15 protein-coding genes are annotated in these 14,768 nt (G+C 72.2%); 6 read left to right on the forward strand and 9 right to left on the reverse strand.

Going from position 1 to position 14,768, the window contains the following annotated elements:
• Window positions 1-873 carry an SDR family oxidoreductase gene (locus tag GFK26_RS27075; protein WP_153284671.1) on the forward strand — a complete coding sequence of 291 codons (873 nt, stop codon included), beginning with the start codon at window positions 1-3 and terminating at the stop codon, window positions 871-873.
• Between the two features lie 10 nt (window positions 874-883).
• Window positions 884-1,672, forward strand: a complete 789-nt coding sequence (locus tag GFK26_RS27080; RefSeq protein WP_153284672.1) for an OBAP family protein — start codon at window positions 884-886, stop codon at window positions 1,670-1,672.
• On the opposite strand, the gene GFK26_RS27085 is transcribed toward GFK26_RS27080, so the two are convergent.
• Complete coding sequence (locus GFK26_RS27085) at window positions 1,673-1,852, reverse strand: hypothetical protein (protein ID WP_194273963.1); 180 nt, start codon at window positions 1,850-1,852, stop codon at window positions 1,673-1,675.
• Between the two features lie 278 nt (window positions 1,853-2,130).
• Here GFK26_RS27085 and GFK26_RS27090 point away from each other — a divergent pair, with 278 nt between their 5' ends.
• Window positions 2,131-2,733 carry a response regulator transcription factor gene (locus tag GFK26_RS27090; protein ID WP_153284674.1) on the forward strand — a complete coding sequence of 201 codons (603 nt, stop codon included), beginning with the start codon at window positions 2,131-2,133 and terminating at the stop codon, window positions 2,731-2,733.
• Between the two features lie 33 nt (window positions 2,734-2,766).
• On the opposite strand, the gene GFK26_RS27095 is transcribed toward GFK26_RS27090, so the two are convergent.
• The 5 genes from GFK26_RS27095 to GFK26_RS27115 form a co-directional block, all read right to left on the reverse strand.
• Complete coding sequence (locus GFK26_RS27095; RefSeq protein WP_153284675.1) at window positions 2,767-3,186, reverse strand: TraR/DksA family transcriptional regulator; 420 nt, start codon at window positions 3,184-3,186, stop codon at window positions 2,767-2,769.
• Between the two features lie 57 nt (window positions 3,187-3,243).
• Window positions 3,244-4,275, reverse strand: a complete 1,032-nt coding sequence (locus GFK26_RS27100; RefSeq protein ID WP_194273964.1) for a chemotaxis protein CheB — start codon at window positions 4,273-4,275, stop codon at window positions 3,244-3,246.
• Window positions 4,276-4,344: 69 nt separating this feature from the next.
• The gene (locus tag GFK26_RS27105) at window positions 4,345-9,021 is read right to left on the reverse strand and encodes a CheR family methyltransferase (RefSeq protein WP_228121794.1); all 4,677 of its coding nucleotides are present in this window, start codon (window positions 9,019-9,021) and stop codon (window positions 4,345-4,347) included.
• A 37-nt stretch (window positions 9,022-9,058) separates the two neighbouring features.
• Window positions 9,059-10,513: a sigma-54-dependent transcriptional regulator gene (locus tag GFK26_RS27110; RefSeq protein WP_153284677.1), complete on the reverse strand. Its 1,455-nt coding sequence runs from the start codon at window positions 10,511-10,513 to the stop codon at window positions 9,059-9,061.
• A 92-nt stretch (window positions 10,514-10,605) separates the two neighbouring features.
• Complete coding sequence (locus tag GFK26_RS27115) at window positions 10,606-10,992, reverse strand: histidine kinase dimerization/phospho-acceptor domain-containing protein (RefSeq protein ID WP_153284678.1); 387 nt, start codon at window positions 10,990-10,992, stop codon at window positions 10,606-10,608.
• A 185-nt stretch (window positions 10,993-11,177) separates the two neighbouring features.
• Between GFK26_RS27115 and rpoN the strand changes: the two genes are divergently transcribed.
• The 3 genes from rpoN (at window position 11,178) to GFK26_RS27130 (ending at window position 13,341) form a co-directional block, all read left to right on the forward strand.
• Window positions 11,178-12,617 carry an RNA polymerase factor sigma-54 gene (gene rpoN / locus GFK26_RS27120; protein WP_153284679.1) on the forward strand — a complete coding sequence of 480 codons (1,440 nt, stop codon included), beginning with the start codon at window positions 11,178-11,180 and terminating at the stop codon, window positions 12,615-12,617.
• 219 nt (window positions 12,618-12,836) lie between these two features.
• Window positions 12,837-13,103 carry a hypothetical protein gene (locus GFK26_RS27125; protein WP_153284680.1) on the forward strand — a complete coding sequence of 89 codons (267 nt, stop codon included), beginning with the start codon at window positions 12,837-12,839 and terminating at the stop codon, window positions 13,101-13,103.
• Window positions 13,104-13,131: 28 nt separating this feature from the next.
• Window positions 13,132-13,341: a hypothetical protein gene (locus tag GFK26_RS27130; protein WP_153284681.1), complete on the forward strand. Its 210-nt coding sequence runs from the start codon at window positions 13,132-13,134 to the stop codon at window positions 13,339-13,341.
• Window positions 13,342-13,384: 43 nt separating this feature from the next.
• Here the strand turns inward: GFK26_RS27130 and GFK26_RS27135 are convergent, their stop codons facing one another.
• From GFK26_RS27135 to GFK26_RS27145, 3 genes are read right to left on the reverse strand one after another with little or no spacing between them, the layout of a single operon-like run.
• The gene (locus GFK26_RS27135) at window positions 13,385-13,792 is read right to left on the reverse strand and encodes an Hsp20/alpha crystallin family protein (protein WP_153284682.1); all 408 of its coding nucleotides are present in this window, start codon (window positions 13,790-13,792) and stop codon (window positions 13,385-13,387) included.
• Between the two features lie 18 nt (window positions 13,793-13,810).
• Window positions 13,811-14,248: an Hsp20/alpha crystallin family protein gene (locus GFK26_RS27140; protein WP_153284683.1), complete on the reverse strand. Its 438-nt coding sequence runs from the start codon at window positions 14,246-14,248 to the stop codon at window positions 13,811-13,813.
• A 41-nt stretch (window positions 14,249-14,289) separates the two neighbouring features.
• Entirely contained in the window at window positions 14,290-14,625 is a 336-nt protein-coding gene (locus GFK26_RS27145) for a hypothetical protein (RefSeq protein WP_153284684.1), read from the reverse strand.
• Window positions 14,626-14,768 lie beyond the last annotated feature (143 nt).

Raw genomic sequence — 14,768 nt, forward strand, 5'->3', positions numbered from 1 at the left:
ATGACAGACCCTCGCCAGGCCGGCGCGCAGCCGCCCTTTTCCACACCCGCCCAGCAGCCGCCGGGCCTCGAATCGAAGATGTCGCCGCCGCCCGATTTCGGCGAGCAGTCGTACGTGGGCAGCGGCAAGCTCCAGGGCAAGGCCGCGCTCATCACCGGCGGCGACAGCGGCATCGGCCGCGCGGTGGCGATCGCCTTTGCGCGCGAAGGCGCCGACGTGCTCATCTCGTACCTGCCCGAGGAAGAAGACGACGCGCGGGTCACGCGCGAATGGATCGAGCGCGCGGGCCGCCGCTGCGTGGCCGCGCCCGGCGACATCTGCGAGGAAGCGCATTGCCGCAAGCTCGTCGACCAGGCCTTCGATGCATTCGGCCGGCTCGACGTGCTCGTCAACAACGCGGCCTTCCAGATGAGCCACAAGTCGCTCGACGAGATCTCGGCCGAGGAACTCGACCGCACCTTCCGCACCAACGTCTACGCCAACTTTTTTCTCAGCAAGGCCGCCGCGGCCCGCATGAAACCCGGCGCCTCGATCATCAGCACGGCCTCGGTCAACGCCGACAAGCCGAACGCCACGCTGGTGGCCTACGCCGCCACCAAGGGGGCGATCCAGAACCTCTCGGGCGGCATGGCGCAGCTGCTCGCCGAGAAGGGCATCCGCGTGAACTGCGTGGCCCCGGGGCCGTTCTGGACGCCGCTCATTCCCTCCACGCTGCCGCCCGAGAAGGTCAAGGAGTTCGGCAAGCAGACGCCGATGCAGCGCCCCGGCCAGCCGGCGGAACTGCAGGCGGTGTACGTGCTGCTGGCCAGCGACCAGGCCAGCTACATCTCCGGCGCGACCATCCCGGTGACGGGCGGCGTGCCCTTCATCTGAGCGCGGCGACATGCACGCGCACCACCCCCTGGCGCGCGCCGCGTGGCTGGTGCTCGCGGCCGCGCTCGCGGCATGCGGGGAGCACCCGAGCCCCTCGAACGTGCAGGCGCCGGGCGCCGACAAGCGCCCCGGCACCGCCGTGCTCGAAACCGGCGCCGCCATGCTGCAGGACAAGCCGCCCCTGGACGCCCTCAACGCCTACCTCGACGGCTTTCATTTCTACAGCGGCCGCATCGACGCGCAGATGGAAGCGCACCACTACTGCGCCCTGCTCAACGACGAAGTGATCCAGTGCGTGATCTTCGACGGCAACCAGAAGTCGGCCAAGCTGATGGGCGTGGAGTACATCGTGAGCGAGCGCCTGTTCCGCACGCTGCCCGACGCCGAGAAGGCGCTGTGGCACAGCCACGTGCACGAGGTCAAGTCGGGCCAGCTCATCGCGCCCGGCATTCCCGACGCCGCCGAGCATGCGCTCATGAAGAAGCTGGTGGGTACCTACGGCAAGACCTTCCACACCTGGCACACCGACCAGCAGAAGGAACTGCCGCTGGGCACGCCGCAGCTCATGATGGGGTTCACGGCCGACGGCCAGGCGAACCCCGCCCTGGTGGACGCGCGCGACCGCCGCTTCGAGGTGCGCAGCGCCGACAAGCGCCGCGCGCGCGAGGACATCGCCGCGCCCGCGATCGTGCCCGGCGCCGACGCCTGGCAGCAGGGCAAGGCGCTGCAGCTGGCCGACCCGACGGCGGCGCCTCATGCGCATGCACCGACACCGGCGCCCGCCTCGGCGCCGCGCTGATCACCCCTCGTCGTCCTGCGGGCACGCGGCGTCGGCCATGTAGGCCTGCGCACGGTGGGTCAGGTGCTCGATGGCGTCGTCCGAGGCCTCGAGGTTCAGCGCCACCAGCACGCAGCGGCGCAGGCCGTTGCACGACACCTCCGCGCGCCCGTCGCAGGTGCCATTTGGTTTGAATTGCACTTCGATCTGGCAAGCCCACCCCTCGCCAAGATACACATGCACAGGCGCTTGATTCATGGGCAGGAAGCAGGGCAATCGGCGTGCCCGCGCGCCGCGTGTCGTCCGGGCTGCACGGCACCGGTCAACTTTGTCCGCGCCGGAAAAAATTGCAGCAAGACCGGTGCACGAGCGCCGAATATGCAGCGCAGGCCCCAGGGCCTGCAGAAGGCGCACGAGCGGCACACGCAGGGCACACGAAAGGCGCACAGCAGGCACACCGCGTGCAGGTGCTTGGCGCCATGTCCGCCGATCCGCCTGCCATGAACCCGACCTCGTCCCTGCGCCTTCCCGCTCCCCGCCTCGACCGCTGCGTGCACGATGCGCGCAACGCCCTCGCCGCCATCTCCGCCGCCACCGAAGTGCTCGAACGCGCCGACTCGCCGGAGCCCGTGCTGCACAAGGCCGGCGCGGTGGTCGCGCGGCAGGCGCGCGAACTCGCCGAGCGGCTGGGCGAACTCACGACCCACGCGCTGCAGGGCACCGCGCAGAGCGAGCGAGCGCTCGTGGTCTCGGACGACATGCACCTGCTGGCGCGCCTCGCAGGCCTGCTGTCGCATGCCGGCTACCGCCTCGACCTGGCGGTGAGCACCATCGCCGGCTACGAAACGCTGCTGCGCGAGCAGCCGGACCTGGCGGTGATCGACCTGCGCACCTCGGCCGGCGAAGCGCGTTCGCTGGCCCGGCTGGCGCGCGGCGCCGGTTTCGACGGGCGGTTGATCGCCATCGAGGATTCGGCGGCTACGCGAGGCCTGCCGCCCACCAGCAACGCCGCGGGTTTCGACGCGGTGCTCGCGCGCTCCTTCGAGCTGACGCTGCTGCGCGCCGCGATCCCCTCCGACTGAGGTGCGACGCGCTCGCCGCAGATCGGGCGTTCATCAGAGATCGGGCGGCAGCCGCACCTGCGCCGGATGCGCCTGTTCGTGCCGCGCTTGGCACTCGAGGCAGCGCGCGGCCGCGGGCTGCGCCTGCAGCCGCGCGTGCGGAATCTCCGCGCCGCATTCGATGCAGCGGCCGAACGCGCCGCTGTCCAGGCGCGCGCGGGCCGCGTCGATCTCGCGCAGCTCGGCCATGTCGCGCTCGGCCTCGGCATAGCGCAGGCCGTGGTGCAGCCGCTCCCCGGCGATGTCGACGCGGTCGCATGCGGGGGCGCGCGTCAGTTCGGTGGCGTCGCTGCGGCGCGCGTCCGGCAGCTCGGCGGCCACGGTGCGCAACTGCGACGCGAGCGCCGCCTCGCGCGCGTCGAGCGCGTCGCGCCAGTGCTGGCGTTCGGCGTCGGTGGTCGGGGGCAGGGTCATGGTCGCTTCCTCGGGTCTTGTCTTGAACTGGACGTCGGGCGTGACGGCGCGGACTCCTCACGCCTCGAAGCTCGCCGGGCTCGGCGCCTTCATCGTCAGGCTGCGCATGGCCAGGCTCACCGCGGCAAGCTCGTCGGCCTCGCGGTCGCAGCCGGCAGCCGCCTCGGGCTCGCTCGCACGCTGCGTCTCGGCCAGGCGCCGCAGGATGGCTTCCTTTTCCTGCAGCGCGCGCAGGCCGGTCCACAGCGCGGCGTCGGTCACCTGCTCCTGCGTCGCGGCCAGGCTGCGCAGGCTGAAGGCATGGCCGGTGTGGCAGCGATAGCGCACCGGCCGCTGGTCGTCCAGCTCGAACAGCACGCCGCCGCAGTCGGGGCAGCTGAAGGCCGAGGGCGTCGCGATCTCCTTCAGGCTTTCCATGGCGTTCCCCTCACGGCCCGCGGCGTGCTCGCGGCGCAGCGCGGGCGACGGGGCGTGGCCGTGCCGATGGCCGCTTGCGCCGGCTTCCGCACGGGCGGCCGCCAGCAGAACGCCCGCCATCTCCGACAGCGGCACCACGTGGTCGGCCCGCACCACCGACAGCGCGGCGCGCGGCATGCCGGGCTCGAAGGCGTCGGCCGGGTCCTGCACCACGGCCGTGCCGCCGCAGTCCTTGATGGCGCGCAGGCCGGCGCTGCCGTCGTCGAGCAGGCCCGTGAGCACCACGCCGATGGCACGCGCGCCCATCTCGAGCGCGGCGGAACGGAACAGGGGGTCGATGGCGGGGCGTGCATGGTGTTCCTTCGGTCCGCGGATCACGCGGATCACGCCGCCTTCGAGCAGCATGTGGTGATCGGGCGGCGCCACGTGGAGGGTGCCGGCGGCCGGCAGGTCGCCGTCGCGCGCCTGCACGGCGGGGTTCGGACCCCGGGCGCTGAGCAGCTGCGCGAGCTGGCTGCGGTGCGCGCCGATGTGCTGCACCAGGAAGATCGGCACCGGAAAATTCGCCGGCAGCGCCGCGGCGAGTTCGAGCATGGCGTACACGCCGCCCGAGGACGCGCCGATGAAGACAGCGCGGCCGGGCGGGTGAAGGGGATGGGCAGATGAGGTCATGGCCGGACGCAAAGTCGGTAGGGGTTGTGGGGCAAGCCGCATGCCTGCGCGCAGGGGCTGTTCGATCGTTCAGCCGCTCGGTGGCGCGCGCCGCGCGGCTTCGCGCTCGTGCAGCAGCCGCTGCAGGTCGGATGCCGTGACGGGCTTGGCCACATGCGCGTCGAAGCCGGCCGCGAGCGCCGCCGCCCGGTCGGCCGCCTGGCCCCAGCCGGTCGCTGCGATGAGCACCATGTCGCGGCCCCAAGGTTCGGCGCGGATGCGGCGCGCCACCTCGTGGCCGTCCAGCCCGGGCATGCCGATGTCGAGCACCGCCGCATCGGGGTGCAGCGCCTGCGCCGCGCGCAGCGCATCGATGCCGTTGTGCACGGTCTCCACGCTGAAGCCCGCCTTCGACAGCATCTGCCCCATGCCCCAGAGCGCGTCGACGTTGTCATCGGCCAGCAGCAGCCGCCGCACCCGCCCGGGCGCCGCGCCATCGCCGGCGGGTGCGTGCGGCACCGCGTCCGCCGTCGCCCGGGCCGCGGGGATGCGCACCGTGAAGCGGCTGCCTCGGCCAAGGCCCTCGCTCTCGCCCGTGACCGTGCCGCCGTGCAGTTCGACGAGGTTGCGCACCAGCGCCAGCCCCACGCCCAGGCCGCCCGCGGCGCGCTCGTGCGCGCGCTCGCTCTGCACGAACATCTCGAACATGGTCTGGATGGTGTCGGGGTCCATGCCGATGCCGTCGTCGGCCACCTCGAACACCGCGTTGCGCGCGTCGGCGTACACCGCGAGCCGGATGCGCCCGCCCGTGGGCGTGTACTTGGCGGCGTTCGACAGCAGGTTCGACAGCACCTGGGTGAGCCGCGTCGGGTCGGCGTCGAGCACGATCTCTTCCTCGGCGATGTGCAGCTCGAGCACGTGACGACCCTGTTCGATGAGCGGCCTGGCCGTCTCCAGCGCCGCATCCGCGATGGCCTGCGCCGTGATGCGCTCGGGCTTCAGCGCGAGGCGCCCCTGGCGCAGGCTGGCCACGTCGAGCAGTTCGCCGAGCATGACCTTCATGACCGCGGCCTGCCGGCGGATCACGCGCGCGGCGCGCACCTGGTCCTGCGTGGGCAGCAGCTCGGGCGCCAGCAGCTCGGCCGCGCCGCTGATGGAGGCCAGCGGGTTGCGCAGCTCGTGCGAGAGCACGGCCAGGAAGCGGTCCTTGGCGGCGTCGACCGTTTCCAGCGCGCGGCGCGCGGCCTCGTTGGCGCGCAGCGCCGAGAGCAGCTCGGCGCGGCCCTCTTCCAGCTCCTGCTGCGCGGCGCGCTGCTCGCTCTGGTCGCGCAGCACCTTCACGAGCCCGATCACCGCGCCGTCGCCACCGTGCATGCGCATGAGCGCGCCGCTGGCCCAGAAGCGCGAGCCGTCCTTGCGCTGGTGCAGCCGGTCGTCGGCCGCGCGACCCTCGGCCAGCGCGATGCGCGCCTCCTCGGCGGGCGCCTGGGCGGCGCGGTCTTCCTCGGTGAAGATCACGTCGGCCGGGCGGCCGAGGATCTCCTGCTCGCTGTAGCCCAGCAGGCGCTCGGCGCCGGCGTTCCAGCTCGTCACGCGGCGCGCCAGGTCGACCGAGAAGATGGCGTAGTCGACCGCGTTCTCCAGCATCAGGCGCATGCGCTCCTGGCTCTCGCGCAGCGCCGCTTCGGCCGCCTTGCGCTCGCTCACGTCGGTGCACACGATCAGCGCCGAGTCGGGCCGCCCGCCGCCGTCGGTGAGCACCGTCACGCTGGTGTGCAGCCAGATGACCGCGCCGTCCTTGCGCACGACCCGGTTCTCGGCCTGGAACGGCCGGCCGCGCGTGGCCAGCTGGCCGAACAGCTGCTGCGCGTCCGCCAGGTCGGCCGGGTGCACGAACTCGAGCACATGCCGGCCGACGAGTTCGTCGCCCTCGCCCCCCTCGCCGCCCACGAGCGCGCCGTAGCAGCTGTTGGCGAACGTGATCTCGCCGTCCAGCCGCAGCTGCGCCACGCCCACCGAGGCCTGGTTGACGATGGCGCTGAAGCGCGCCTGCGACTGGCGCAGCGACTCCTGCGCCGCCTTGCGCTCGGTGATGTCGACCAGCGTCAGCACCACGCCCGCGATCGCGTCCTCGACGGTGCGATAGGGCCGTGCGCGCGCCAGGTACCAGCGGCCCTGCGCATCGCCCACTTCGCGCTCGGACGGCTGCAGCGTGCGCAGCACGCCGCGCGCATCGTCCGTGAGCTCGGGGTAGTCCAGCCCGGTGACGAGGTCCGACAGCGGACGCCCCATGTCGCCCGCGATCAGCTTGAAAATTGCTGCCGCGCTCGGCGTGAAGCGCATCACGCGCAGCTCGCGGTCCAGGAACACGGTGGCGATCGCGGTCGCATCCATCAGGTTCAGGATGTCGCTGTTGGCATGGCCCAGGTCGTCGACCTTGTTCTTCAGCTCCTGGTTGACGGTGACCAGCTCCTCGTTGATCGACTGCAATTCTTCGCGGCTGGTGTCGAGCTCTTCGGCGGCCGCATGCAGTTCCTCGTTCATGGCGTGCAGCTCTTCGTTGCTCGCCTTGAGTTCCTCGGTCGAGACCTCGTACTGCTCCACCGTCTGGTCCAGGCGCGCCTTCAGGCGCTCGACCTCGCGCTCCAGGTGCCGCGCGACCGGCTCGGGCTGCAGGCGCGGCAGCACGGTGAAGGCGTCGCCGCTCGCGGGGCCCTGCGCCTGGCCGGGGGCGCGGGCGCCCTCCTCGCGGCGCAACAGCACCAGGAAGCAGCCGCCGAACGCCTCCACCGGCCGCACGCCGATCGCCACCGAGCGCTCGCCGCCGGCCACGCGCACGCGCACCGGCGCGATCTCCACCGGCTCGCCCCGCGCCTGGGCATGGTGCAGCGCCGTCTGCAGCTCGGCCTTCAGCGCGGGCACGATGGCGCGCAGCACGTTGCGCGAGGGCTCGCCGCCGCCGAAGTACAGGTACGGGGTGGCGGCGGGAGAGATGTGCAGCATCCCGTGGTCGGCGTCCACCAGGATCGACGGCGGCGCCAGCAGGTCGATCAGCTGCAGGTGCATCTCGGCCCAGGTCATGGTCCGCCCGACGCGCGGCGCGGGCAGCGCCGTGGCCGGCGGCACCGGCGCCGCGATCGCCACGCGCGGGATCACGGTCGGCGCGCGCAGCCCCCCGGGCGTACGGGGGCCCGCCGGCGCGCCCGGGGGCCGGGGCGCGGCGGGCTCGCCCGTGCGCACCTGGCGCCGCACGTAGAGGCGGTGCGCCTTGTCGACCAGCGCGAACAGGCCGCCGCGCCCGTCCGCCGCTTCGGAGGCGCCCAGGAACAGCGGCGCGCCCGGCTGCATCGCGAAGTGCAGCGTCTGGAGCACGCGCGCCTGCGCGTCGCGGTTCAGGTAGATGAGCAGGTTGCGGCAGGTCGCCAGGTCGATGCGCGAGAACGGGGCGTCGCGCAGCACGTCGTGCACGGCGAACAGCACCCGCTCGCGCAGTTCGCGGCGCACGCGCAGGCCGCGCGGCTCGCGCACGAAGAACCGCCGCATGCGCTCTTCGCCCAGGTCGGCCTCGGCCGCCAGCGGGTAGATGCCGTCGCGCGCGGTGCGCACGGCGTCCTCGTCCAGGTCGGTCGCGAAGACCTGGAAGGCCGGCGGGTGCTCCAGCGTGCGCGCATGCTCGCTGAGCAGCATGGCGACCGAGTAGGCCTCTTCGCCGGTGGCGCAGGCCACGACCCACACGCGCAGCGTGTCGTTCGGGCCCTTGTGGCGAAAGAGCTCGGGCACCCGCGCGGCCAGCGCGTCGAAGCTGTCGGCGTCGCGGAAGAAGTTGGTCACGCTGACCAGCATGTCGTGCAGCAGCGCGCCGGCCTCGCCCGGCCGGGTGCGCAGGCAATCGAGATAGGCCGGCAGGTCGCCCACGCCGTTCACCTGCATGCGCCGGCCGATGCGCCGCAGCACGGTGGCGCGCTTGTAGTCGCCGAAGTCGCGGCCCGTGCGGTTGCGCACGAAGGCCAGCACCTCGCCAAAGGCGGCCTCGCCGGCGTCGGGCGGCGCGGGCAGCTGCTCGGGCGGCAGGCGCAGCTGGCGCTCGATGCGGTGGTAGGCGCCGATGCGCGCGCCCATCTCGCGCACCGGCAGCACCCAGTCGACCATGCCGGTCGCGACGGCCGCGTTCGCCATGCCGGCCTCAGCCGACTCGCGCGGGTCCTGCGCGATGGTCAGCCCGCCGCGCTCCTTCATGCGCTTGATGCCCAGCGCCCCGTCGCCGTCGGTCCCCGACAGCACCACCGCCGTCGCATGCGGGCCGTGCGAATCGGCCAGCGTGCGAAAGAACAGGTCGACCGGCAGGTGCCGCGCACGGGCCGGCGGTGCGGGCGCCGGCTCGATCAGGTTGCCGCGCATGTGGGGCGACCTGCCGGGCGGCAGCAGGTGCACGGTGTCGGGCGCCAGGCGCAGCGGCGCATCGACCGGCACCACCGGCAGCGGCGACGACGCGCGCAGCCGCTGCAGGAGCCCGGCGAGCGCATCCCCGCCGGCTTGGCCGATCTCGCCGGTGTTGCCCGTTTCGGGCAGGTTCAGCACGGCGACGAAGGCCAGGCCCGCGTCCGGCGCCACGCCCTCGAGGAACGCGCACAGCGCCTCGACGCTGCCCGCCGCGCCGCCCAGCCCGACCACGGGCAGCAGGCCGTAGCCGAACGACGGCACCGCGTCGTCGAGCTGGCCGGCCGTTTCTTCTTCGGCGCTGTCGGGCGTGGAATCGTTCAATGCCATCCCTTGTGTGAGGCCCGCAGGCGCAACGCCGCGACGGCTACTGCTGGTATTCCTTGAGCCGGTTGTAGAGGGTCTTCATGCTGATGCCCAGCAGCGCGGCGGTGCGTTCCCTGTGGCCGCCGCAGCGCGCGTAGGTGGCCAGGATGAGCTGGCGCTCCACGTCGGCCAGCGGCGACCCGATCTCGACCACGAGCTGGCCGCTCCCCGGCCCGGACGGCGACAGCGGCCGATCGAGTCCGAGGGACGTCAGGGCCGTGGAAACCACGGCGGCCACCGGGTTGCCGCCGCCCGCCGGCGCGGCGGCCGCGCGCACCACCGGTTCATGCGCGGGCGCGTGCAGGGGCAGCCATTCCTCGTCGATCCCGGCGCCGCTGGCCATCACCCAGGCGCGCTGCAGCACGTTGCGCAGTTCGCGCACGTTGCCGGGCCAGTGCCACGCCGCGAGCCGCGCCAGCGCGCCGGCGCTGAGGTGCTTGGCGCCCCCGCCTTCCTGGCGCGCCATCTCCTGCAGGACATGGTGCGTGATGAGCGCCACGTCGTCGCCGCGCTCGCGCAGCGGCGGCAGGCCGATCGGGAACACGTTGAGGCGGTAGAGCAGGTCTTCGCGCATGCGGCCATCGGCCACCGCGGCGGCGGCGTCGCGGTTGGTGGCCGCGATCACGCGCACGTCGGTCTGCTGCACCTGCGTGGAGCCCACGCGCATGAAGGTGCCGGTCTCGAGCACGCGCAGCAGTTTCACCTGCAGCTGCGGCGGCATCTCGGTCACCTCGTCCAGGAACAGCGTGCCGCCGTGCGCGCGCTCGAAGAAGCCCTGGTGCTGGCGCTCGGCGCCGGTGAAGCTGCCGCGCTCGTGGCCGAAGATCTCGCTTTCGATGAGGTGCGGCGACAGCGCGCCGCAGTTCACGGCCAGGAACGGCTGGTCGCGCCGGCGGCTCATGTCGTGCACCGCGCGCGCCACCAGTTCCTTGCCCGTGCCGCTCTCGCCGTGGATGAAGACGGTGACGGCGGTGCGCGCCACGCGCGAGATCTGCCGGTACACGCGCTGCATTTCCTGCGAACGCCCGATGAGCGGACCGAAGCGGCCGGTCTCGCGCCACTGCTCCTCGACCTCGTCGAACTCGGCGCGCAGCTGCGACGGCGCGATGAGCCGCGACAGCAGGCCCTTCAGGTGCTGCGGGTTGATGGGCTTGACCAGGTAGTCGGCCGCGCCCAGCCGCATGCCGCGGATCGAGGTCTCCAGGCTGGCCTGGCCGGTCATGAGCACCAGCACGGTGTCGTTGAGCGCTTCGTTGCGCTCGTCGAGCAGCGCCAGGCCGTCGCCGTCAGGCAGGTGCAGGTCGAGCAGCAACAGGTCGGGCCGCTGCATCGCCATGAGGCGTCGGGCCGCGGCCATCGAATGCGCGCACATCACCGAATGGCCCTCGCGCGCGACGAGGGCGGCCATCATGCGGGCGGAATCTTCGTCGTCTTCGACGATCAATGCATGCGCCAAAACGGCTCCCGAACGGGGGCGCGTGGACCCGCGCCTTTGAGGCTCCCTGGTGTTTCGTATGGTTGCGTTTGCGGGTGACGGCGGCCGACGGTTCAGCCGTTGAACTCGCGTGAGAATTCATGCACTTGCTGTGTCAGCGTATTCATACGCGCGATCTGGCGGCCCAGCACCTGCATCGCCTCCTGCCGCAGGGCCGGGTCGTCGGTGGTGCGCATGAGGTCCAGTGCCACGGCCATCGCGCCGACGGGCGCGCGCAGGTCGTGGTCGAGCTGGCGTGCCGCCTGCGCCTGGCGCGCCGCCCGCGCGCGCAGTTCGGCCAGCTGCTGCTCGGCCCGCGGTGCACGCGCCGCCCCGCCCTGGCGCCGCAGCCCGGCGCCCAGCGCCACGCCCACGATGCCCGCGAAGGCGCCTGCGAGCACGCCCGCCGTCCATGGCCTGGCGGCGGCACGGTGCCGGCGGGTTCGAGGAATGTTCTCCATGCCGCCGAGTGTCTGCCAATGCGGCCGCGTTGTCTGCCCCCGGGGCGCTGGCAAGGGGTCGGCAAGTTTTACCGCAAGCCGTTCCGGTACCGGCGGCGCGGGTCGCCGCGGCGCGAACTTTCAGCCTCCTGGCGACCGGTTTTCGGGGTTTTCGGGCTGGCACGACCATTGCGCGCGAGCCGCGCATGAACCCGTCCATCGCCCTGCAGGCGCGCCAGGCGCAAACCCTCATCTTCTCGCCGCGGCTGCAGCAGGCCGTGCGGCTGCTGCAGCTCTCGTCGCAGGACTACGCGCAGGCGCTGCGCGAGGCGGCCGAGCTGAACCCCTTCCTCGAGGTCGACGAACCCGCCGGGGCCGTGGCGCCGGACGGCACGGCGCAGCCGTCCACCGCGCGCGTGGACGCCGATGTGGAACCCGCCGAAGCCGGCGGCGCGTTCGAGCGCATCACCGCCGCGCCGCCGACCGGCACGCGGCACCTGTCGCACGACGAAAGCGCCGACCTGATGAAGCGCGTGGCGCTGCCGGCGTCGCTCTCGGCGCACCTGCGCGCGCAGGTCGGCGTGCTGCGGCTCACCGAGCGCGAGGCGGCGCTGGCGCAGGCGGTGGTCGAGGCGCTGGACGACGACGGCTACCTGCGGATCTCGCTCGACGACATTGCGCTCGCACTGGGCGAAGACCCTGACGACATGCGGGACGAACTGCGCACCGCACTGCGCCGCGTGCAGGCGCTCGACCCCGCCGGGGTGGGTGCGCGCAGCGTGTCCGAGTGCCTGTGCCTGCAGCTCGACGCGATCTCGCCGGCGTCGGTGCGCGCGCTGGCGCAGCGCATTCTCGAAACCCACATCGAGCTGCTCGCCGCGCAGGACCTGCGCGCCATCGCCCACGCGCTCGGCACGCCGCTCGCCGCGGTGCAGTGCGCGGCCTACGCCATCCGGCGGCTGAACCCGCGACCGGGCTGGTGCCATGGCGAGACCGGCGCGCGCATCGTGGTCGCCGACGTCATGGTGAAGAAGGTGCGCGGCAGCTGGCGCACGTCGCTCAATGCCCATGCGCTGCCCCGCGTGCGGCTGAACACCGCCTGCGCGAACCTGCTCGACACGCGCCGCAACGCCTGCGTGGGTCCGCTGAAGACCTACCTGGAACAGGCGCGCTGGATGGTGGAGACGGTGGCGCAGCGCACCAGCACCATCCTCGAGGTGGCGCGCGCCATCGTCGCGCGCCAGCAGATGTTCCTGGAGCACGGCCCGCTGGCCATGAAGCCGCTGGGGCTGAAGGAAATCGCCGATGCGGTGGGCGTGCATGCCTCGACCGTCTCGCGCACGGTGCACAACAAGTACATCGCCACGCCCGCGGGCGTGTTCGAGCTGCAGTACTTCTTCTCGCGCGGCCTGCAGCACTCGGCCGGCGGCGCGAGCGCGCCGGTGGCGGTGCAGCAGCTGATCCGCGAGCTGATCGCGGTGGAGCCACCCGGCGCACCGCTGAGCGACGCTGCGCTGGCGCGGCAACTGGCGCAGCAGGGCTTTCGCATCGCGCGGCGCACCATCACCAAGTACCGCCAGACGCTGGACATCGACCCGGTGGAGCGCCGCCGCGCGCGCAGTGCCAGGCTCGCGGCCGCGGCCTGAGTTCACTGCCGCCTCAGGGCGCGTCGGTGCCGGGCTCCTCGATGCGGTCGAGCACGCGCCCGGGCGAGACGTTGCGGGCGCAGCTCGCCGAGTTGAAGGTCGTCGGTGGCCAGCGTCCCTCCCGCGCGACACGCGCGCACCGAAGGCGTTCCCTCCTACACAGGGCGTGCGCCAGGCTGGCTACCTTGGCCAAGGCCATCGCATCTCGCAGGAGCATCCATGAACAAGCGCACCACCGACGGCGCCGCGGCGACGGGCTCGCCGCCGTCACAGGACACCACCACCGACACCACCACCGCCCCCACCACGCAGCCATCGACCCGAAGCAACGAGCCCGTGGGCCCGAACGACGGTCCCGCGCTCACCCAGCGCGTCGCGTCCGACGCCTCGCGGGTGCGCGAAGCGGCCACCGGCCCGGCGCGCCGGGCCGCAAGCCCGCCCTCCGGCGAACACGGCGGCAAGGAAGCGCCGCCCCGCAAGCCATGAGCGGGCTTCGCATGGCCTGCGGGCGCCCATGAGCGAGCGCAGCGACAGCGCCTTCCTGGCATGGAAAGAAGCGCACTGCAGGGCATCGGAGGCCGACTTCCGCATGGGCCTGCACCAGCACCTCGCGCGCACCGCCGCGCAGCGCGAAGCGGAGGCGCAGGAAGTGCAGCGCCTGAAGCGGCTCGCCTCTGAAAAACTCCAGCGCTTCCTGGAAGAGAGCCGCGCAGCCTGCGGCTAGGACGCCGGGAGCGCGAGGGCGCCCGCGGCGTCCTCGTCCCTGCTCAGCCGACCTCGACGTGGATGCGTCGCGGCTTGGCGTGCTCGGCCTTCGGAATGCGCAGCTTCAACACGCCCTGCGCCAGTTCGGCGGACACCTTTTCGGTGTCCAGTTCCTTGCTGAGCGTGAAGACACGGCGAAAGCGGCCGAGGCCCACTTCGGTGTGGCTGGTCTTCAGGTCGTCCGGCACGCTCAGGCCCGACTCCGCGTCGATGGTCAGGGTCTCGGCCTCGACATGGAGATTGAGCTTGTCGCGCGACACGCCGGGCAGGTCGGCGTAGAGCGTGATGCCCCCGGCGTCTTCCACCACGTCGACGGGCGGCGTGAGGGCCGCGCCCTGGTAACGCGGCGGCTGGCGGGAGTCCGTGTGCGTTGGCGCACCCGGCGATGCGGTCTGTACGTCATTGCGCATGATGTTCGTCTCCTTGGTTCACTGGACAGCGATACGGCGCGGCTGCGCCGAGGCCCGGCGGCGCACCGTGATGCGCAGCACGCCGTCGCGCAGCCTGGCTTCGACGGCCTCGGGGTCGGCGTCGTCCGGCAGCGTGAGCACGCGGCGGAACGCGCCCTCGAAGCGCTCGTTGATGTGCACGGCCGCCTTGGCCTGCGCATCGGGCAGCTGGCTCTTGCGCTCGCCCGCGATGGTCATCAGCCCGCGCTCCAGGCTGATCTCCAGCGTGGCCGGATCGACACCGGGGGCAAAGGCAAAGATCTCCAGCGCCTGGGGCGTGGCGCCCACATTCAGCGCGGGAAAGCCGTTGCTGCCATGGCCGCGGATGGTGGGCGACAGATCGAACGCCTGCTGCATGTCGCGTTGCAGGCGGTCCATTTCGGCCAGCATGTCGCGAGGGAAGAAAGATCGGTACATGGGAAACCTCCTGTCAAAGCTGAACAGAACACCCGCCCGCCTCACTGGGGCAGGCCGTGCGTGCGCCTCGATGACGCGCCTTCGCCGCTGTTCGCGCGGTGCTGCGCAAACAGCCGCGACGACCGCTGTCGCCAGCGCGCGGGGCGAGGTTCGGGGTAGGAGAATTTCGCCAGCTCCTCGCGCCCCTTCTGCGTAATGGCGAGCACCTGGGCTGCCGACGCGGCGCCGGACAGCGTGAGCGCATTGGAGGGCGCGGGCACCAGGGCGACAACGAGTCCGGCGGCGCGAAGCAGCCGCACCTGATCGATGTCCTCGGTGCGATAGAACGACACAGGCAAGCGAGAGCCGGCGATTTGCTTGAGCAAGTTCATGGCCATGAAATACCTCCTTTTCGGTTGACCAATTTCCGACGGAAGTGAACATAGGAGCCTTCGCCGCGCATTTCAAGAGGCGGCGGCCGCGTGACTTTCAACCTGCAATGCGGCGGCATTCTGAACGCTGATTTCTTACACGCGAAGAC

This window comes from Variovorax paradoxus, from assembly GCF_009498455.1.
In the GTDB taxonomy this organism is placed as follows: Bacteria; Pseudomonadota; Gammaproteobacteria; order Burkholderiales; family Burkholderiaceae_C; genus Variovorax; species Variovorax paradoxus_H.

Excerpts from the sequence above, each read along its gene's own strand:
- GFK26_RS27075 (WP_153284671.1), top strand. The coding sequence starts at position 1 with ATGACAGACCCTCGCCAGGCCGGCGCGCAGCCGCCCTTTTCCACACCC.
- GFK26_RS27080 (WP_153284672.1), top strand. The coding sequence starts at position 884 with ATGCACGCGCACCACCCCCTGGCGCGCGCCGCGTGGCTGGTGCTCGCG.
- GFK26_RS27090 (WP_153284674.1), top strand. The coding sequence starts at position 2,131 with ATGTCCGCCGATCCGCCTGCCATGAACCCGACCTCGTCCCTGCGCCTT.
- GFK26_RS27095 (WP_153284675.1), bottom strand. The coding sequence starts at position 3,186 with ATGACCCTGCCCCCGACCACCGACGCCGAACGCCAGCACTGGCGCGAC.
- GFK26_RS27100 (WP_194273964.1), bottom strand. The coding sequence starts at position 4,275 with ATGACCTCATCTGCCCATCCCCTTCACCCGCCCGGCCGCGCTGTCTTC.
- GFK26_RS27105 (WP_228121794.1), bottom strand. The coding sequence starts at position 9,021 with ATGGCATTGAACGATTCCACGCCCGACAGCGCCGAAGAAGAAACGGCC.
- GFK26_RS27115 (WP_153284678.1), bottom strand. The coding sequence starts at position 10,992 with ATGGAGAACATTCCTCGAACCCGCCGGCACCGTGCCGCCGCCAGGCCA.
- rpoN (WP_153284679.1), top strand. The coding sequence starts at position 11,178 with ATGAACCCGTCCATCGCCCTGCAGGCGCGCCAGGCGCAAACCCTCATC.
- GFK26_RS27125 (WP_153284680.1), top strand. The coding sequence starts at position 12,837 with ATGAACAAGCGCACCACCGACGGCGCCGCGGCGACGGGCTCGCCGCCG.
- GFK26_RS27130 (WP_153284681.1), top strand. The coding sequence starts at position 13,132 with ATGAGCGAGCGCAGCGACAGCGCCTTCCTGGCATGGAAAGAAGCGCAC.
- GFK26_RS27135 (WP_153284682.1), bottom strand. The coding sequence starts at position 13,792 with ATGCGCAATGACGTACAGACCGCATCGCCGGGTGCGCCAACGCACACG.
- GFK26_RS27140 (WP_153284683.1), bottom strand. The coding sequence starts at position 14,248 with ATGTACCGATCTTTCTTCCCTCGCGACATGCTGGCCGAAATGGACCGC.
- GFK26_RS27145 (WP_153284684.1), bottom strand. The coding sequence starts at position 14,625 with ATGGCCATGAACTTGCTCAAGCAAATCGCCGGCTCTCGCTTGCCTGTG.